Source organism: Paracoccus litorisediminis (assembly GCF_009711205.1).
Taxonomy (GTDB): Bacteria; Pseudomonadota; Alphaproteobacteria; order Rhodobacterales; family Rhodobacteraceae; genus Paracoccus; species Paracoccus litorisediminis.
The window spans coordinates 14,632-32,114 of sequence record NZ_WMIG01000002.1 but is presented as its reverse complement, the minus strand read 5'-3'; the positions used below and the strand labels follow the sequence as shown (position 1 = coordinate 32,114).

Genomic DNA, 17,483 nt, shown 5'->3' with positions numbered 1-17,483 from the left:
TTGGGGTATTTCCGAAACGAAGAAATACGGGTCTTGCCGATGCACGGCCCTGATCCCCTTCATGTCCGGCGGGCGGTCGAACTGACCCGCGCCGGCATGTGGTGGGAGCAACTGGCGCATGCCTTCTGGCCATTGACGGTGATTTTGGCGTTGGCGTTGGCGGCTTTGGCCTTTGGCGCGACCGAGCTGGCGTCGTCGCGGGTACTGTTCTGGATCATGCTGGGACTGGCATTGGCGGTGGTTGTCGCTGCTGTCTGGGGTCTCAGGCGATTCCGGCGGCCCACGCGTGAGGCGGCGCGGGCACGGGTCGATGCCGAATTGCCGGGGCGGCCGCTTTCGGCCCTGCGCGATGAAGTCGCGATCGGGGCAGAGGATGAGGGCGCATTCGCGCTGTGGCGCGCGCATCAGGCGCATATGCGCGATCAGGCCCGCGCCGCGCGCATGGTGATCCCGGATGCCCGGCTGCGCTGGCGCGATCCGATGGCCTTGCGGCTGGTCGGGCTGATCGCCGTGGCAATGACGCTGATCTTTGCGCCTTCGGGGCGCATTGGGCAGGGTATCGCGGCGCTTGGCGCGACCTTCCGTCCGGCACCGATGGCCGGGCCGGATCTGGGGGCCGCACCCTCATGGGAGGGCTGGGCCGAGCCGCCCGCCTATACGCGGCGACCGACGATCTATCTGAACGCGCTGCCCGAGGGCGATGCGCTGGAACTGCCGCAGGGCTCGCGGCTGAGTTTCCGTTTCTATGGCGATGGGATCGCCTTTTCGCAAAGCATTGGCGCGGCGCTGCCTGACACGGACGCCTCGGCCGCCGAGCTTGCGGCCGAACATAGCGGGCTGGTCGAGATTGCCGGGCGGCAATTCCCGATCACCGTCATTCCCGATGCCGCGCCCAGGGTCGAGCCGGTCGTCGCGCCTGACCGCCGCGCCGATGGGCGTTTCATCCAGCCCTTTGCCGCCAGCGACGACAATGGTGTCGTATCCGGGCAGGCGCAGATCGCACTGGACATGGGCCGGATCGACCGCCGCTTTGGGCTGGGTATCGCGCCCGAGGCACGTGATCCGGTTGCGGTGGAATTGCCCCTGCCAGCCAGCGGAAATCGCAAGAACCTGCGCGGGCAGTTGGTCACCGATCTGTCGCGTCACCCTTGGGCCAACCTGCCGGTCACGGTGACGCTGGAGGTGGTGGACGGCATCGGACAGAAGGGCGTCTCAGCTCCGGTTGCGATGGTCCTGCCGGGGCGGCGTTTCTTCGATCCACTGGCCGCGTCGCTGATCGAGCAGCGGCGCGATCTGCTGTGGTCGCGCGAGAACGCCCCGCGGGGTGCGCAATTGCTGCGTGCGATCAGCTGGCAGCCCGAGGAATTCATGGACCCGGCTTTGGCCGAGGGGCTGCGCGGCGCCATCGGCACGCTGGAGGCCGGTCCGCTGACCGAAGAGGCTCGCAACAAGCTGGCGCAGGTGCTGTGGGATGCGGCCGTCGCCCTTGAGGATGGCGGGCTGGCTGACGCGCTGGAGCGCATGCAGCAGGCGCAGGAGCGTCTGTCCGAGGCCATCCGCAATGGCGCCAGCCCCGATGAGGTGCAGCGCCTGATGGATGAGCTGCGCGAGGCGACCGAGGCCTATACCGACATGCTGGCCCAGCAGGGTCAGGACCCGTCCGAGAAGTTCGACCGCTCGGGGCAGCAGGGTCAGCAGATCACCGGCGACCAGATCCAGCAGATGATGGATGAAATCCAGCGCCTGATGAACGAGGGCCGGATGGCAGAGGCGCAGCAGCTGCTGGAGCAGTTCAACCGCATGATGCAGAACATGCGGGTGACGCAGGGCCAGGGCGGCGAAGGGCAGGGGCGGCAGCGACCGATGGACCGCCTGTCCCAGACCCTGCGCGACCAGCAGAAGCTGGCCGATGAGGCCATGCGCCAGATGCAGGACCAATACGGCCAGTGGCAGCCCGACGGCGAGAATGGTCAGGGCGGCAGCGACAGTCAGGAACTGGCTGATCGTCAACGACAATTGCGCGAAGATCTGGGCCGTCAGCGCGGCTTGATGCCCGGACGCGGCACCCCCGAGGGGGATCAGGCGCGGCGCAGTCTGGACGATGCCGGCCGTGCCATGGAAGAAGCCGAACAGGCGCTGCGCGACGGTGATGCCTCGGGTGCGATGGAGCGTCAGGCGCAGGCTATCCAGAACATGCGCGACGGTATGCGTGCCCTTGGCGAGATGAGCAACCAGAACCAGCAGCAGGGACAGGATGGTCAGCCCCAGCCGGGCGGGCAGGAGGGCGGGCCCGAAGGCCCCTCGACCGAGGGGAACGGCCAGCGCGGTCTGGCAGACGATTTCCGCAATCAGCCCGAGGTCGATCCCTTGGGGCGCTCGACGGCGGGCAATGGCGCCTCGATCAGCACCGGAGAGCCCTTGGCCGAGGGGACCGATCCCTCGCGTCGCGCCCGCGATCTGCAGGACGAGATCCGTCGTCGCAGCGGCGAACGCGAGCGGCCGCGCGATGAGCGCGACTACCTCGACCGGTTGCTTGACAATTTCTAAGCCTATTCGCCGGTGATGGCACCGCGCAGGGTCATTGCCCGGTCATGCAGCCAGATACGGCCGCGGTCGATCTGTTGGCGCCATTCCGGTGCGGATTCGGCAGCAGGGGGGACGGCCATATAGGCGGCCAGCAGTCCAAAGGCCAGCAGGACGGCCAATCCGAAACCCGCCGCATAGCCTCGACGCGGCTGGGCTGCGGCTGGGGGCGTCGGGATTGGCGCAGCCGTCCTGACCGGTTCGGGCGCGACGACCGGCGCAGGCTGATCGACCAAGGCGGGCTTGCGCATCAGCGTTGCGGCAAGGCGCTCGGCATCGGGCAGGCCGGGTTTCTCGGGCAGGCCGGGTTTCTCGGGCGGGGTGGGTTCCGCTGTCGGCTCGACGGGGGCTGCCACCTTGGGTTCGGGCGTTTCTTCAGGCGCAATCGGTTCGCCGGGCAGAATGACGGTTGCGACCGGCCATTCAATATCCTCAGCCGGGGGCAGGGATGCGCCGGGAAGCGGGGCCGAAGGGGCCGTCACCTGTATCACAGCGCGGTCCACGGGCGGCTTGACGGATTCGGCGGCGCGTGCGGACAGCTCGCGTGCGGTTTCCTCGCGCAGGATCGCCAGCACCGATTCGTGCAGCGGACGGTTCAGCGTTGGACGCGCGGCGGCGTCATAGGCCGGGGCCTCGGGCTGCGCTTTTGGCGCGGGCTGGGGCGTGGACAAAAGGGCCGCATCGCCCGATTGGTGCCAGACATGGCTGCAGGCCGAACATTCCACCTCGCGGCCCGCTGTGGGAATCACCGATTCAGGGATCTCGTATTGGGCTCCGCAACGGGGGCAGGTCAGGCGCATTCAATCGTCTTTCTTGGCCGGTCTTGGCAGGGCGTGCATCTCGCATTCGGTGCCGGACTGTTCTATCAAGCCGCGAACCGCGCGCCAAGCAGCCCGGAGAAAAGGGAGTCCCCAAGTGATCGAGATGCAGAATCTGTCCTTTGGCTATGGCGCAAGCGAACCGCTGCTGGCGGACATGTCGCTGTCCCTGCAGCCGGGATCGTTTCATTTCCTGACCGGGCCTTCAGGCTCGGGCAAGACGACCTTCCTGCGGCTGTGCTATGCGGATCTGCTGCCGCGTTCGGGGCGGATGATTGCATTCGGGCAGGACGTCAGCCAGCTGTCCCGCGACGGGATCGCCGCGCTGCGCCGCAAGGTGGGCGTCGTCCATCAGGACCCGCAATTTCTGGACCACATGCCGGTCGCCGACAATATCGCGCTGCCCCAGATCGTTGCGGGCGGACCGGTGGACACGGATGTGATCCGCGACCTTCTGGACTGGGTGCAACTGCGCCAGCACGGGGGGGCGCTGCCGCCGTCGCTTTCGGGCGGCGAAAGGCAGCGCGCGGCGCTGGCCCGCGCCGTCATCATGACGCCCGAACTGGTCATCGCGGATGAGCCCACCGGGAACCTTGACTGGGAGATGTCGATGCGGCTTCTCGATCTGCTGATCGAATTCAATCAGGCGGACAAGGCCGTGCTGTTCGCGACCCATGACCTGAACCTGATCCGCGCCGCCAAGCAGCGCGTGCAGGCGCGGGTGCTGCGGATCGCCGGGAAACGGCTGCAACTTGCGGGGGCGGACCTGTGAAACACGGCGAACTGAAATCCCTAGACCTTGCGGCGCTGTGGCAGGGACTGCGCAGGCCGGACCCGATGGGCACCGACCGGGTGGTGCCGCCGACCGGCATCACCGCGCAGCTGACGGTCTTTGCCGCAGCGGCGATGGCGTTTCTGGCGGTCTTTGCGCTGGCTTTGGCGCTGGCCACGGGCCGTCTGGCCGAGCGCTGGTCCAATGAACTGGCGCAGACGGTGACCGTGCGCATTTCCGCTCCGACCGAGCAGATGGACCAGCAGACCGCCACCGTGATGGAGGTGCTGCGCACCACGCCGGGCATCGCCGATGCCAAGCAATTGCCCGATTCCGAGGTCGAGAAGCTGCTGGAACCGTGGTTCGGCCCCGACGTCCCCGTCGAGGTCCTGCCGATCCCGCGCCTGATCGAGGTCAGCGAGGCGGGCGAAGGCTTCGACGCCGAGGCGCTGCGCCTGCGCCTGCAGGGCGAGGCGCCCGGTGCGGTGCTGGACGACCACACCCGCTGGCGCGAGCCGCTGGTCCGCGCTGCGGGCCGGCTGCGGGTGCTGGGGCTGGTGTCGCTGCTGCTGATCGCCGCGACCTCGGGGGCGATGATCACGCTGGCGGCCAAGGCCGCGCTGGCGGCGAACGGGCAGGTGATCCGCGTGCTGCGCCTGATCGGGGCGCGCGACATTACCATCGCCACGGCCTTTGTGCGCCGTTTCACCCGACGTGCGGCGGCGGGCGCGGCCATTGGTACGGTTCTGGGGATGATCGCGATCTGGGCTTTGCCCTCGGTCGACGAGGCGGGCGGCTTCCTGACCGGTCTCGGTTTTCAGGGCTGGGGCTGGCTGTGGCCGGTGCTGATCCCGCTGGCGGCAGGGCTGATCGGCTTTGTGGCCACCCGCTCGGCCGCGCTGCGCATGCTGCGTGAGGTGCGCTGATGAACCCGTATCAACCCGGCCCGGTCAACATCCTGACCTGGGTGCGGACGGTGATCTTTTACATCTACGCGGTTCTGGCGACCGCGATGGTCGGCATCATCGGCCTGCCACGCACGCTGTTTGACGCCTCTCATGCCGAGCGTGTCGGCGAACGCTGGCTGAAGCTGCTCATGGGTGGTGCGCGGGTCATCTGCGGCATCCGCGTCGAGTTTCGCGGCACGCCGCCTGCCGGCGATCTGCTGATCGCGGCCAAGCATCAAAGCTTTCTGGACATCTTCGCCATCGCCAAGGCCTGCCCGCGCCGCGCCTTCGTGATGAAGCGCGAGGTGATGAAGGTCCCGGTCGTCGGCTATTTCGCCCGCAAGGTCGGCTGCATCCCGATCGACCGCGCGCGCGGCAAGGACGCCCTGCGCCAGATCATTTCCGAGGTGAAGGCCGCGCATCACAGCCCGCGCGGGCTGGGTCAGCTGATCTTCTACCCCGAGGGTACCCGCACGAAACCCGGCACCACCGTCCCCTACAAGCCGGGCGTCGTGGTGATCCAGCGCGAGACCGGCCTGCCGATCGTCCCCGTCGCCGTCAATTGCGGCATGTTCTGGCCCAAGCGCGGTTTTCCGATCCGCAGCGGCACGGCGGTGGTGGAATTCCTGCCGGCGATTCCGGCGGGCGATCGCTCGGAACGGGTGCTGTCGCTGCTGACCGAACAGATCGAGGGCACCAGCATGCGCCTGTTCGACGCGGCGGGCGGTCAGGCGGTGCTGACCGACAGCTGACCGATCGGTCATTGCACCGGCGGGATCGGCTTCCTATCTCGGACGAACCCCGGTCGCATCCGCGACTGGAACCTTCTTTCAGACCGCAGGAACCGCAAGCGCCCGGCCATGCCGATGCGTGCCCTTCCCCGGTCCGGTTCAAGACAGCAGGAGGGCGGCATGAGCGCCATCATCGAGATCGACCATCTCTCCAAGCGCTATGGCAGCGGCACGGCGGCACTGAACGATGTGTCCCTGAACATCGAAGAGGGCGAGATTCTGGCCCTGTTGGGTCCGAACGGCGCAGGCAAGACCACGATGATCTCGATCATCTGCGGGCTGGTCCGGCCTACCGGTGGCACGGTCCGCGTCGGCGGCCATGACATCCGCACCGACTGGCGCGCGGCGCGCAAGCTGATCGGCCTTGTCCCGCAGGAAATCCTGCTGGAACCGTTCGAGACGGTGCGGGACTGCGTGCGCTTTACCCGCGGCCTTTACGGCGAAGGCCCCGATGAGGCCTATGTCGAACAGCTGCTGCGCAGCCTTGCCCTGTGGGACAAGCGCGACGCCAAGACGCGTGAGCTGTCGGGTGGCATGAAGCGCCGGGTGCTGATCGCCAAGGCGCTGTCGCACCGGCCCAAGGTCCTGTTCCTTGACGAACCCACCGCAGGCGTCGACGTGACGCTGCGCCGCGAGATGTGGCAGGTCGTGCGCGAGCTTTCGGCGCAGGGCGTGACCGTCATCCTGACCACGCATTACCTTGAAGAAGCCGAGGACATGGCCGACCGCATCGGCGTCATCAACAAGGGCGAACTTCTGCTGGTCAAACCCAAGGCCGAGCTGATGGGTGAATTCGGCAAGAAGCACCTGACCATCGACCTGTACGAGCCCTTGGCCGAACTGCCCGAAGACCTGTCCGAACGCGGGCTGACGCTTAGCGAGGACGGGCTGCAACTGGGCTATGGCTATGACACCAAATCCGCCCGCACCGGCATTGCCCGGCTGCTGGGCGATCTGACGCGCCACGGCATCGCGGTGCGCGACGTGGCCACCAAGCAAAGCAATCTTGAGGAAATCTTCATGTCCCTTGTCGAGGACAAGCCCGAGGAGGTCCGCGCATGAACTGGCAGTCCGTCCGCGCCGTCTTTGGCCATGAGATGGCGCGCTTCTTCCGCACGATCTGGCAGTCGCTGGCCTCGCCGGTCCTGTCCACGGTGCTGTATTTCGTCGTCTTCGGCGCAGCGATCGGCGGGCGCATCCAATCGGTCGAGGGGGTCGCCTATGGTGCCTTCATCGTGCCGGGGCTGATGATGCTGACCGTGCTGCAGCAATCGGTCAGCAATGCCAGCTTCGGCATCTATTTCCCGAAATTCTCGGGGACGATCTATGAATATCTGGTCGCGCCGACCGGCTGGATCGAGGTCACTCTGGGCTTTGTCGGGGCGGCTGCCACGAAAGCGGTGATGATCGCACTGGTGATCCTGCTGACCAGCTTCTGGTTCAACGGCGTCCATATCGCGCATCCGTTCTGGATGGTGGCGTTCCTTGTGCTGACGGCGCTGGCGTTTTCGCTGCTGGGCTTCATCATCGGGCTTTGGGCGAAAAGCTTCGAGCAGTTGCAGATCGTGCCGATGATGGTGATCACGCCGCTGGTCTTCCTTGGCGGGGCCTTCTACTCGGCCTCGATGCTGCCCCCCTTCTGGGAGGGCGTGGCCAAGCTGAATCCGGTGCTTTACCTGATCTCGGGCTTCCGCTGGAGCTTCTTTGATCTGGCCGACGTGCCGGTGGGCCTGTCGCTGGCCGCCGTGGGGGTGATGATTGCGGTTTGCCTGATCGCGATCCGCTGGATCTTCCTGACCGGCTGGCGGCTGCGGGAATAACCGCCCAGGTCACGCAATCGCCACGGTTTCGCAGCATCAGCGTCACGCCCTACCCCTAGCAGAGGCGGGTCGATTTCTTGCCAAGGAACCTACCCGATGCGTCTTTGTCTTGCCTTGTTGTCCTGCGCCGTGGCCCTTCCCGCCATCGCGCAGGAACAGACCTTTCCCGCCCGCCTTGCCGGTCATGCCGTGCTGCCTGCCCTGACCATGACCACGCCGCCCGCAGACGCGCCACGCGATCTGTGGGTGTCGGGCAAGTTCACCGGCAAGACCCGTATCGATGCCCCGATGAGCGTCGAGGGCGATACCGGCAAAGCTTATGGCAACCACGGAACCGGGATCAGGCTGCCCTTTATCGGTCAGCCGGTGCAGGGCATGTCGGGCTTTGCCATGAACCGAGCCGAGGATGGCAGCTGGTTCACGCTGACCGACAATGGCTTCGGGACCAAGCTGAACAGCCCCGATGCGATGCTGTTCTTTCACCGCATGTCACCCGATTTCGCGACCGGTGCCGTCACGCGCAATGAGACCGTCTTCCTGCGCGATCCCGATCGCAAGGTGCCCTTCCGCATCGCCAATGAGGCGACCGACAGCCGCTATCTGACCGGCGCGGATTTCGATCCCGAAAGCATCCAGTATCACGACGGCGACATCTGGATCGGCGACGAATTCGGCCCCTGGCTGATCCGGGTCGGCCGTGACGGTCGCGTGCTGGACGTCTTCGCGACCAAACTGGATGGTGAGCTGCTGACCGGCCCCGACACTGCCGGAACCGCCGTTCCCGCCCAGCCCGGCAAGGACTTCCGTGTCCAACGCTCGGGCGGCTATGAGGGCATGGCCCTGCAACCCCAGACCGGCCTGCTATGGGCCATGCTGGAAAAACCGCTTCTGGGTGCCGATGGCCAGCCCGAGGGCGACTTCCTGCGCGTGATGACCTTTGATCCGGTCAAATCGGATTGGACCGGCGACAGCTATCGCTTCAAGCTGGCCGAAGGCGCGACGGCGATCGGGGATTTCAACTTCATCGATGATACCCGCGCCCTGGTGATCGAGCGCGACAATGGCGAAGGTGACGCCGCCCGCGCCTGCGCCGAAGGGGCGGATGCCGCCACCTGCTATCCTCTGCCCGCCCGCGTGAAGAACATCGTTCTGGTCGATACGGCCAGCGTCGACGATCAGGGCTTCATCCGCCGCATCGGCCATGTGAACCTGCTCGACATCACCGATCCCGAGGGCAAGGCGCTGCCGGGCCACAAGCCTGAACAGGGGAATTTCACCTTCCCGTTCTTCACCATCGAGGATGTGGCGCGGGTCGATGACAGCCACATCATGGTCGCCAATGACAACAACCTGCCCTATTCGGGCGGGCGCGAGATCGGGCGCGCGGCGGATAACGAATTCATCCTGCTGTCCGTGCCCGAACTGCTGGCGGCGAAGTAAGGCGTTATGCCGGGGCTGCCACGCATTGCTGTGTGGCGGCCTCATCCATGGTGTCGATCAGGGTGGCATCGTCGCCCTTGCTCCACCATTCCAGCGCGCCCGAGACATAGCGCGCCCCCGAGGCCGATACCGTCGAGACAAAGATACGGCTTGCACCTGCCACGGGCACAAGGGCCAGACTGTTTTCGCCTGCATTGATGTAGCGCACCTCAAAGGGCGCACCGCCATTGCAGGAATAGCGGGCGGTGATCGTCTCGGCCTTGACGCCGGGATCAAGCGGCAGGGTCAGGTCCTCGGCCAGCAGCGGCGTGGACAGGGCCAGAAGGGCAACGGTCGCGCGGATCATGACGGAGCCCTTCATCAGCGGCACAGCCGGGTTTGCGGGTCCAGCTTTACGTATTCGCGGGCCGAGATCTTGTGCATCTCCAGCGAGTGTTTCCATTCGCTGTTCCATTTCCGCAGGATGCCGTTGCGGTAATAGCGCGCCATCAGCTGGTCGACGATCGGCGGAATGATCTTGGTGCCCGGAATACGCGGAGCGTGGAAGCCCACGGTCGCGCCGCGGCCAAGGCAGGCATTGGGCATGGTGATGTACATCGTGCAGGCCGAACGACAATAGCCGCGGATCTCGACCGGGCGGCCGCTGGCGACCAGTTTCTCGCGATGCTGCATGGTCTGGACGACATTGCCGCCCTTGTTGTTCATGATGACGATGGGCTTGTCATTCGTGCGAGCCTGCGCCCCCGGCACGGTCAGCATGGACAGCGTCAGAAACATTGCAAGGCAGGCAAAAATCCGGTTCATCTGGGCGTGCATCCTGTTCATCACTCACTTGGGCATATGCCCTTCCGAACGCACAAGACGAAATGACGTTCCGGTGTGCGTGCAAGACTTCGCTCAAGCCGCTTAACAATGCTCCCCAGTCGGACTATATCGCCCGCCATGAGCCAGAACCCGCCCCTGTTGCGCCCCGATCTAGCCCCCAGCCCGATCTTCGACACCACGCGAAGGGCAGGGCAGCCCACTATTGGCATGGTCAGCCTTGGCTGTCCCAAGGCGCTGGTGGACAGCGAACGCATCCTGACGCGCCTGCGCGCCGAGGGTTATGCGATCAGCCCCGACTACAAGGGCGCGGGCGCGGTGATCGTGAACACCTGCGGTTTCCTTGACAGTGCCAAGGCCGAATCCCTGCAAGCCATTGGCGAGGCGCTGGCCGAAAACGGCAAGGTCATCGTCACCGGCTGTCTGGGGGCCGAGCCCGAATACATCACCGGCGCGCATCCTTCGGTGCTGGCGGTGACCGGCCCGCAGCAATATGAACAGGTGCTGGACGCCGTGCATGGCGCGGTGCCGCCGTCGCCCGATCCGTTCGTGGACCTGCTGCCGGCCTCGGGCGTCAAGCTGACCCCGCGCCATTACAGCTATCTGAAGATTTCCGAAGGCTGCAACCACGCCTGCAAGTTCTGCATCATTCCCGACATGCGCGGGAAACTGGTCAGCCGCCCCGCCCATGCCGTCATCCGCGAGGCCGAAAAGCTGGTCGAGGCGGGCGTGCGCGAATTGCTGGTCATCTCGCAGGATACCTCGGCCTACGGACTTGATCGCAAGTTTGAAACCGAACGCGGCCACCGCGCCCATATCACCGATCTGGCCCGCGATCTGGGCGGCTTGGGCGCTTGGGTGCGGCTGCATTACGTCTATCCCTATCCGCATGTCCGCGACCTGATCCCGCTGATGGCCGAAGGGCTGGTGCTGCCCTATCTGGATATCCCCTTCCAGCACGCGCACCCGGACACGCTGAAACGCATGGCCCGCCCGGCAGCGGCGGCCAAGACGCTGGACGAAATCGTCGCATGGCGCTCGGCCTGCCCGGACATCACCCTGCGCTCGACCTTCATCGTCGGCTATCCCGGCGAGACCGAGGAGGAGTTCCAGACCCTGCTGGATTGGCTGGATGAGGCGCAACTGGATCGCGTCGGCTGCTTCCAATATGAAAACGTCAAGGGCGCACGGGCCAATGATCTGCCCGACCATGTGCCCGCCGAGGTCAAGCAGGACCGCTGGGACCGTTTCATGGAAAAGGCGCAGGCGATCTCGGAAGCCAAGCTGGCCGCCAAGGTCGGCAGCCGCATCGACGTGATCGTCGACAGCGTCGATGCCGATGGCGCGACCTGCCGGACCAAGGCCGATGCCCCGGAAATCGACGGCAACCTGTTCATCGACGAGGGATTCGAGGATCTGACCCCCGGCGACATCGTCAGCGTGACCGTCGATGAGGCAGGCGAATACGACCTGTGGGGCAAGCTCTGATCAATCGCGGGGGGCGGGCATTGAAGCCTTTCCCCCTGCGTGCGCCTGCCTTAACACTTGTGCCGGAACAGCAGGATTAAAGGCAGGCGAATGAACTGGGACCCCAACGGCAAGCCTCGCAAACCGGATTTTCTGGGCATTGGCGCGCAGAAGGCCGGAACGACCTGGCTGTCGCAGATGCTGGGCCAGCACCCCCAGATCTGGACGCCGCCGTTCAAGGAAGTGCAGTTCTTCAACCACCGTTTCGTCGAAGAACATCGCCAATGGCTGCCCTGGCATTACAAGCGGGCCAAGCTGAACATCCAGAAGCGCTATGACACCAAGGGCGAGGACATGCCCGACGATCTGGGCAACTATCTGGACCGGATCACGCGCGAACCGATGTTCACCAACCATTGGTACAAGACCGTCTTTGCCCCGGCCCCCGAGGGTACGCGTACGCTGGACGTGACCCCGGAATATTCGACCCTGCCCGCCGAGGGTGTGGATTTCGTGGCGAAATTCCTGCCCGAGGCCAAGTTCATCTATATCATCCGCCATCCGGTTGATCGGGCGATCTCGCAGCTGAAGATGAACCTTGTGCGCGGGCGACGCAAACCTGCCTCGGTCGAGGATTGGCTGGCCGAGGTCGAAGACCCGGTCCTGACCGATCGCGGCGACTACCAGACCTATGTGCCGCGCTGGAATGCGCATTTCGGTCCCGACCGGTTGCTGTATCTGCCCTTTGGCCTGATCGCGCGCGATCCCTTGGGCGTGCTGCGCAAGGTCGAGACCTTCCTTGGCCTTGAGGCGCATGATTACCGCGACATGGGCAAAAAGGTCTTCGCCTCGGACCGTTCGCTTTCGGTGCCGGATGTGGCGCGGGCAAGGCTGCGCGCGAAGCTGGAGCCGCAATTCGACTTCCTCGACCAGACCTTCGGCAAGGAATTCACCGCGCAGTTCCGCTAGGCTGGCCTTTCCCTTTCGGCGGCGCTGCACTACATAGCCGCCAAACCCATACAGATTTCATTCGAACGAGGAACGATCATGGCCTCCTACCAGTATGTCTATCACATGGACGGAGTGTCCAAGACCTATCCCGGCGGCAAGAAGGTGTTCGAGAACATCCACCTGAACTTCCTGCCCGGCGTCAAGATCGGCGTCGTCGGCGTGAACGGCGCCGGTAAGTCCACCCTGCTCAAGGTGATGGCGGGCATGGACAAGGATTTTCAGGGCGAGGCTTGGGCTGCCAAGGGTGCCAAGGTTGGCTACCTGTCGCAGGAGCCTTACCTTGACCCCGCGCTGAACGTGCGCGCCAACGTCATGGAAGGCGTCAAGGCCAAGCAGGCCAAGCTGGACCGCTATAACGAACTGGCGATGAACTATTCGGACGAGACCGCCGACGAGATGGCGCGTCTGCAGGACGAGATCGACGCCGAGAACCTGTGGGATCTCGACAACCAGGTCGACATCGCGATGGAAGCCCTGCGCTGCCCGCCCGATGACGCCGATGTCGAAACCCTGTCGGGCGGTGAGCGCCGCCGCGTCGCGCTGTGCAAGCTGCTGCTCGAAGCGCCCGACATGCTGCTGCTTGACGAACCGACCAACCACTTGGACGCGGAAACGATCGCCTGGCTGCAAAAGCACCTGATCGAATACAAGGGCACGATCCTGACCGTGACCCACGACCGCTACTTCCTCGACGATATCACGACGTGGATCCTTGAACTGGAACGCGGCCGCGGCATCCCGCATGAGGGCAACTATTCCAGCTGGCTGGACGCGAAAGCCAAGCGCATCGCCCAAGAGGCCCGCGAGGACAAGTCCAAGCAAAAGGCCATGGAGAAGGAACTGGAATGGATCCGCGCCGGGGCCAAGGCCCGTCAGGCGAAATCCAAGGCCCGTATCGCCGCCTATAACAAGATGGCCGATGAATCGGTCAAGGAACTGGTCGGCAAGGCCCAGATCGTCATTCCGCACGGCCCCCGTCTGGGCAACAAGGTCATCGAAGTCGAGGGCCTGAAAAAGCACATGGGCGACAAGCTGCTGATCGAGAACCTCTCGTTCAGCCTGCCGCCGGGCGGCATCATCGGCGTGATCGGCCCGAACGGCGCCGGCAAGTCGACGCTGTTCAAGATGCTGGTCGGGCAAGAGCAGCCCGATGAAGGCACCGTCACCATCGGCGATACCGTCAAGATGTCCTTCGTCGACCAGTCGCGTGACAGCCTCGATCCCAACAAGAACGTCTGGGAAGAGATCTCGGGCGGCGCCGAGATGATCGAACTGGGCGATGCGCAGGTCAGCAGCCGCAACTATGTCGGCTCGTTCAACTTCAAGGGCGGCGACCAGCAGAAGAAAGTCGGCCTGCTTTCGGGTGGTGAACGCAACCGCGTCCACATGGCGAAACTGCTGAAATCCGGCGGCAACCTGCTGCTCCTCGACGAACCGACCAACGATCTGGACGTCGAAACCCTGCAGGCGCTGGAAGCGGCGATCGAGAATTTTGCCGGCTGCGCGATCATCATCTCGCACGACCGCTTCTTCCTTGACCGTCTGTGCACGCATATCCTGGCCTTCGAGGGCGATGCCCATGTCGAATGGTTCGAGGGCAACTTCGAGGATTACGAGGCCGACAAGATCCGCCGTCTTGGCCCGGATTCGGTCGAACCCAAGCGCGTGAAATACAAGAAATTCACCCGCTGATCCGTAGGGTGCGCTTTAGCGCACCTCATACCAAGCAAGGGTGCGCTGAAGCGCACCCTACGCCCCCCGATCCCGGTGCCATGACGAATAGGGCCAATCCGCAGGATCACTGACCAGCCCGTGCCTGACCGGGTTCGTCCAGCAATAGCTGATTGCTGCGGAAAGTTCGGCATCGTCTCGCAGGTGATGTTCCCAGAACCGTCGCTGCCAGATGCCCTTTTCCCGTCGGCGGACATGGCTCGGTCTAAGCCGTCCCGCCGGCAGTCCACGCGAAAACCCAGCCTTGATCGACGCCCATCGCCCTGAATAGTCGCTGTCGCCTTCGGGCAAGGTCCAGACGGTATGCAGATGATCGGGCAGGATCACGATGGCCTCGATCCTGAAGGGCCGGACCGCCCGCACCTCTCCGAACACCTCGCGCAGCCGGGCGACTTCACGGATCAGCAGATCGTCCCCCCGCATCGCCAGACAGGCGGTGAAGAAAATCGATGATCCGGGAATGTCAGGGCGACGATAGGCGGACATGCCGCCCATGCTTGCTCGCCAATCCTTAAAATCCGCCTAACACGCGGGGGTGCCCCGTAGGGTGCGCTTCAGCGCACCCCGATCATGCCCATTCCCAGGGCAGCGTGAACTGGCCCAGGCAATCCGCCACGGCCTTGTCATCCACCGTTCCCTGCCGCGCCAGCCGGGCGACCAGGCCGCGTTTCTTGTCGTCGATCACCTCGACCACGGTCACGGCCAGACCAGCCTTCTCCAGCGCCTCGCCGTAAACCCGGCGGATGGCAAGCTTGCGCAGGTCCGGCTTGAAGATCTTGCCGACGGCGGTCTTGGGCAGTTCCGACAGGATCTCGATATGTTTCGGGACCGCCGCGCGTTCAGGGATATGGTCGCGGGCATGGGCCAGCAGGTCCTCGGCCGAAACCTCGGCGCCGGGGACCAGTTCGACATAGGCGCAGGGCAGTTCCCCGGCAAAGGAGTCGGGCTGGCCGATCGCCCCGACAAAGGCGACCGCCGGATGCGAGACCAGAGCGTCCTCGATCATCGCGGGGTCGATATTGTGGCCGCCGCGGATGATCAGGTCCTTGGCGCGGCCGGTGATCCACAGATAGCCGTCGCTGTCGATCCGTCCCAGATCGCCGGTGCGCAGGAAACGGTCCTCGGCGAAAAGCTCGTGGTTCTTGTCGGCCTCAGTATAGGTCGAGCCCTCATAGACGCCGGGGCTGGCGATGCAGATTTCGCCGATCTCATCCGTGGCGCATTCGTGATAGCCCTCGGGGGTGCGGCGCAGGATGCGGACATGGGTATAGGGCAGGGGAATCCCGACCGAGCCCACCTTCTTCAGCCCACCGACCGGATTGCAGGACACCAGACAGGTCGCCTCGGTCAGGCCGTAGCCCTCGGAAATCTCGACCCCGGTCGCGGCCTTGAAGCGGTTGTAAAGCTCAATCGGCAGGGGCGCCGAACCCGAGATCGCCATTTTCAGCGAGGACACATCGGCATCGACCGGTTTGCTCATCAGGACCGAGATTGCGGTCGGAACGGTGATCAGGAAGGTCGCTTCCCAGCGCTCGATCAGCTTCCAGAAGTTCTTGAACACGCCTTCGCCGCGATAGCCAGCCGGGGTCGGCATGACCAGCTGCGCACCGGATGCCACGCAGGACATCAGCACCGGATAGGCCGCGAAGACGTGGAACATCGGCAGCGGGCACATCAGCACGTCCTGATGATCGAACAGCAATGTCGAGCCGAGCCAGCCGTTATAGACCATGCCCGATTGCTTGTGCTGGGCGACCTTGGGCGTGCCGGTGGTGCCACCGGTATGGAAATAGGCGGCGACGCGGTCGCCCTCGGGTTCCTCGAAGATCAGGCGGTTGTGCCGCTGGGCGCTGGCCGCGCCATCGAAGTCCAGATATTTCGCCTTGTTCTGGACCGTCAGCTTTGGACGCATGAATGGGACAACCAGCCGCTTCAGCCCCGACAGGTAGCCGCGCAGGTCGACCTGCAGCACGGTCTTGACGTTCGGGGCCAGCGCCACGGCCTCGGCCGCCTTCTGGGCCACGTCGGATTTCGGGAAGGGCTTCAGCGTGACCAGCACCTTGGCCTTGGTCTCTCGCAGGATGCCCGCGATATGCTCGGCGTCCAGAAGCGGGTTGATCGGGTTCACGATCCCCGCCGTCGCCCCGGCCAGCAGCACGATCGGGGTCTCGATCGTATTGGGCAGCAGATAGGCCACCACATCGCCCGGCCCGACGCCAAGACTGCGGAACAGGTTCGCGGTCTCGGTCACCCGTTCGTGCAACTCGCTCCAGGTCAGGGTGATCGCCTTGGCACCCGGCTCCGAGAAAAGCTGGAAGCTGATGGCCGGACGGTCCGGGAAGCGGTCGCGTGTCTGGCTGAGCATCTGGTAGACCGAGCCCGGAACGCCCCTTTCCTCATAGGGCATCTCTGCCTCGATCGCACGGCGATCGGCGGCGTTTGCGAACTTGGCCATGAACTCTCCTCCCAGTCGTCCAGCGGGTGTTCCCCCGGAGCAGGAGAATGTTCCGAAAAGCAGGTGCCGGGCAAGGGCAGAACCCCCGCCCGGAGGGGTGGTATACGCCACGTCAGCCTGTGATCATTCCTGCGGAATGCGCAGGCTCTGACCCGGATAGATCTTGTCGGGGTCGCTCAGCATGGGTTTGTTCGCCTCGAAGATCTCGGGGTAGCGGTTCGCGCTGCCCAGATATTCCTTGGCGATGGCCGAAAGCGTTTCACCCTTCTTGACGGTATGGAAGACCGGGGGCTTGAAGGCTGCAGGCGCGGTCTGGGTCGGCGTCATTTCGGCCCCGCCCGGCGCGCCCGAGGGCGGCGGCGCGGCATTGGCGGCCCCGAAGCCCGCGGGTTTCGGTTCCTCGGCCAGTTCGACATGGGCGATGCCCTTGATGTTGCCCACGGCAAGGATCAGCTTCTCCATGGTCTCCTGATCGCGGGCCTTGCCTTTGATCACGACCGTGTCGCTGCCGCGCAGCGTCAGGTGGACATCCTTCGAGGTCAGGCCCAGCTCGGCCAGTTCCTGCTTGAGGGCGGCAACCTTGCGGTTGGTCTCTTCCTCGGGGGTGGGGGCTGCTGCGGCCGGGGTTTTCGGCGCTTCCTCTGCATGTGCCTCAGAGCCGAAGATCGACTTGCCGGCGTCCTTCACGAAGTCCCAGATAGCCATGTTCCGTCCTTTCCGCGTTGGTGCGGCAAGGAAACGCGCATTTCTGTGGGCGGTTCCTTGCCACATGTGGCGGGTGGTGGGGCTTTCTGTCGCAGCCAAGCTTTCCATCTAAGGCCAAAGG

The 17,483-nt window shown here is 64.8% G+C and carries 16 protein-coding genes; 10 read left to right on the top strand and 6 right to left on the bottom strand.

Going from position 1 to position 17,483, the window contains the following annotated elements; genetic code table 11:
- Positions 1 to 39 precede the first annotated feature (39 nt).
- Positions 40 to 2,547, top strand: coding sequence for a DUF4175 domain-containing protein (locus GL300_RS05505; RefSeq protein WP_155038604.1), 2,508 nt, complete (start codon positions 40 to 42; stop codon positions 2,545 to 2,547).
- Between the two features lie 2 nt (positions 2,548 to 2,549).
- Here GL300_RS05505 and GL300_RS05500 read toward each other — a convergent pair whose 3' ends face one another.
- Positions 2,550 to 3,383 (bottom strand): zinc-ribbon domain-containing protein, encoded by an 834-nt coding sequence (locus GL300_RS05500; RefSeq protein ID WP_155038603.1) that lies wholly within the window; start codon positions 3,381 to 3,383, stop codon positions 2,550 to 2,552.
- 115 nt (positions 3,384 to 3,498) lie between these two features.
- Here GL300_RS05500 and GL300_RS05495 point away from each other — a divergent pair, with 115 nt between their 5' ends.
- From GL300_RS05495 to GL300_RS05470, 6 genes are all read left to right on the top strand, one after another.
- On the top strand, positions 3,499 to 4,173 hold the full coding sequence (locus GL300_RS05495; protein WP_192335985.1) for an ATP-binding cassette domain-containing protein: 675 nt from the start codon (positions 3,499 to 3,501) through the stop codon (positions 4,171 to 4,173).
- Positions 4,170 to 5,099 carry a cell division protein FtsX gene (locus GL300_RS05490; RefSeq protein ID WP_343042904.1) on the top strand — a complete coding sequence of 310 codons (930 nt, stop codon included), beginning with the start codon at positions 4,170 to 4,172 and terminating at the stop codon, positions 5,097 to 5,099. Before GL300_RS05495 ends, GL300_RS05490 begins: the two co-directional genes overlap by 4 nt.
- On the top strand, positions 5,099 to 5,872 hold the full coding sequence (locus GL300_RS05485; RefSeq protein ID WP_155038602.1) for a lysophospholipid acyltransferase family protein: 774 nt from the start codon (positions 5,099 to 5,101) through the stop codon (positions 5,870 to 5,872). Before GL300_RS05490 ends, GL300_RS05485 begins: the two co-directional genes overlap by 1 nt.
- A 159-nt stretch (positions 5,873 to 6,031) precedes the next feature.
- Positions 6,032 to 6,973: an ABC transporter ATP-binding protein gene (locus GL300_RS05480; RefSeq protein ID WP_155038601.1), complete on the top strand. Its 942-nt coding sequence runs from the start codon at positions 6,032 to 6,034 to the stop codon at positions 6,971 to 6,973.
- Positions 6,970 to 7,731 carry an ABC transporter permease gene (locus GL300_RS05475; protein ID WP_155038600.1) on the top strand — a complete coding sequence of 254 codons (762 nt, stop codon included), beginning with the start codon at positions 6,970 to 6,972 and terminating at the stop codon, positions 7,729 to 7,731. The genes GL300_RS05480 and GL300_RS05475 overlap by 4 nt, the downstream gene beginning before the upstream one ends.
- 96 nt (positions 7,732 to 7,827) lie before the next feature.
- Positions 7,828 to 9,171, top strand: coding sequence for an esterase-like activity of phytase family protein (locus GL300_RS05470; RefSeq protein WP_155038599.1), 1,344 nt, complete (start codon positions 7,828 to 7,830; stop codon positions 9,169 to 9,171).
- 4 nt (positions 9,172 to 9,175) lie between these two features.
- Here GL300_RS05470 and GL300_RS05465 read toward each other — a convergent pair whose 3' ends face one another.
- Together GL300_RS05465 and GL300_RS05460 are read right to left on the bottom strand one after the other, a co-directional pair.
- Positions 9,176 to 9,517 (bottom strand): MliC family protein, encoded by a 342-nt coding sequence (locus GL300_RS05465; protein ID WP_170297610.1) that lies wholly within the window; start codon positions 9,515 to 9,517, stop codon positions 9,176 to 9,178.
- 14 nt (positions 9,518 to 9,531) lie between these two features.
- Positions 9,532 to 9,975 (bottom strand): hypothetical protein, encoded by a 444-nt coding sequence (locus tag GL300_RS05460; RefSeq protein ID WP_225612079.1) that lies wholly within the window; start codon positions 9,973 to 9,975, stop codon positions 9,532 to 9,534.
- A gap of 138 nt (positions 9,976 to 10,113) precedes the next feature.
- On the opposite strand from GL300_RS05460, the gene rimO reads away from it, so the two are divergent.
- The 3 genes from rimO (at position 10,114) to ettA (ending at position 14,163) form a co-directional block, all read left to right on the top strand.
- Complete coding sequence (gene rimO, locus GL300_RS05455) at positions 10,114 to 11,481, top strand: 30S ribosomal protein S12 methylthiotransferase RimO (RefSeq protein ID WP_170297609.1); 1,368 nt, start codon at positions 10,114 to 10,116, stop codon at positions 11,479 to 11,481.
- A gap of 90 nt (positions 11,482 to 11,571) precedes the next feature.
- Positions 11,572 to 12,429: a sulfotransferase family protein gene (locus tag GL300_RS05450; RefSeq protein WP_155038596.1), complete on the top strand. Its 858-nt coding sequence runs from the start codon at positions 11,572 to 11,574 to the stop codon at positions 12,427 to 12,429.
- 78 nt (positions 12,430 to 12,507) lie between these two features.
- Positions 12,508 to 14,163 (top strand): energy-dependent translational throttle protein EttA, encoded by a 1,656-nt coding sequence (gene ettA / locus GL300_RS05445; RefSeq protein ID WP_155038595.1) that lies wholly within the window; start codon positions 12,508 to 12,510, stop codon positions 14,161 to 14,163.
- 57 nt (positions 14,164 to 14,220) lie between these two features.
- On the opposite strand, the gene GL300_RS05440 is transcribed toward ettA, so the two are convergent.
- From GL300_RS05440 to lysM, 3 genes are all read right to left on the bottom strand, one after another.
- A complete protein-coding gene (locus GL300_RS05440) occupies positions 14,221 to 14,697 on the bottom strand; it encodes an REP-associated tyrosine transposase (RefSeq protein WP_246195093.1) in 477 nt (158 codons plus the stop codon).
- 73 nt (positions 14,698 to 14,770) lie between these two features.
- Positions 14,771 to 16,657: an acyl-CoA synthetase gene (locus GL300_RS05435; protein WP_155038594.1), complete on the bottom strand. Its 1,887-nt coding sequence runs from the start codon at positions 16,655 to 16,657 to the stop codon at positions 14,771 to 14,773.
- Positions 16,658 to 16,780: 123 nt separating this feature from the next.
- Entirely contained in the window at positions 16,781 to 17,362 is a 582-nt protein-coding gene (lysM, locus tag GL300_RS05430; protein ID WP_155038593.1) for a peptidoglycan-binding protein LysM, read from the bottom strand.
- Positions 17,363 to 17,483 lie beyond the last annotated feature (121 nt).

Bases quoted from the DNA above. Each gene is read 5' to 3' on its own strand.
- GL300_RS05505 (WP_155038604.1), top strand. From the start codon at position 40: ATGCACGGCCCTGATCCCCTTCATGTCCGGCGGGCGGTCGAACTGACC.
- GL300_RS05500 (WP_155038603.1), bottom strand. From the start codon at position 3,383: ATGCGCCTGACCTGCCCCCGTTGCGGAGCCCAATACGAGATCCCTGAA.
- GL300_RS05485 (WP_155038602.1), top strand. From the start codon at position 5,099: ATGAACCCGTATCAACCCGGCCCGGTCAACATCCTGACCTGGGTGCGG.
- GL300_RS05480 (WP_155038601.1), top strand. From the start codon at position 6,032: ATGAGCGCCATCATCGAGATCGACCATCTCTCCAAGCGCTATGGCAGC.
- GL300_RS05475 (WP_155038600.1), top strand. From the start codon at position 6,970: ATGAACTGGCAGTCCGTCCGCGCCGTCTTTGGCCATGAGATGGCGCGC.
- GL300_RS05470 (WP_155038599.1), top strand. From the start codon at position 7,828: ATGCGTCTTTGTCTTGCCTTGTTGTCCTGCGCCGTGGCCCTTCCCGCC.
- GL300_RS05465 (WP_170297610.1), bottom strand. From the start codon at position 9,517: ATGATCCGCGCGACCGTTGCCCTTCTGGCCCTGTCCACGCCGCTGCTG.
- GL300_RS05460 (WP_225612079.1), bottom strand. From the start codon at position 9,975: ATGAACCGGATTTTTGCCTGCCTTGCAATGTTTCTGACGCTGTCCATG.
- rimO (WP_170297609.1), top strand. From the start codon at position 10,114: ATGAGCCAGAACCCGCCCCTGTTGCGCCCCGATCTAGCCCCCAGCCCG.
- GL300_RS05450 (WP_155038596.1), top strand. From the start codon at position 11,572: ATGAACTGGGACCCCAACGGCAAGCCTCGCAAACCGGATTTTCTGGGC.
- ettA (WP_155038595.1), top strand. From the start codon at position 12,508: ATGGCCTCCTACCAGTATGTCTATCACATGGACGGAGTGTCCAAGACC.
- GL300_RS05440 (WP_246195093.1), bottom strand. From the start codon at position 14,697: ATGGGCGGCATGTCCGCCTATCGTCGCCCTGACATTCCCGGATCATCG.
- GL300_RS05435 (WP_155038594.1), bottom strand. From the start codon at position 16,657: ATGGCCAAGTTCGCAAACGCCGCCGATCGCCGTGCGATCGAGGCAGAG.
- lysM (WP_155038593.1), bottom strand. From the start codon at position 17,362: ATGGCTATCTGGGACTTCGTGAAGGACGCCGGCAAGTCGATCTTCGGC.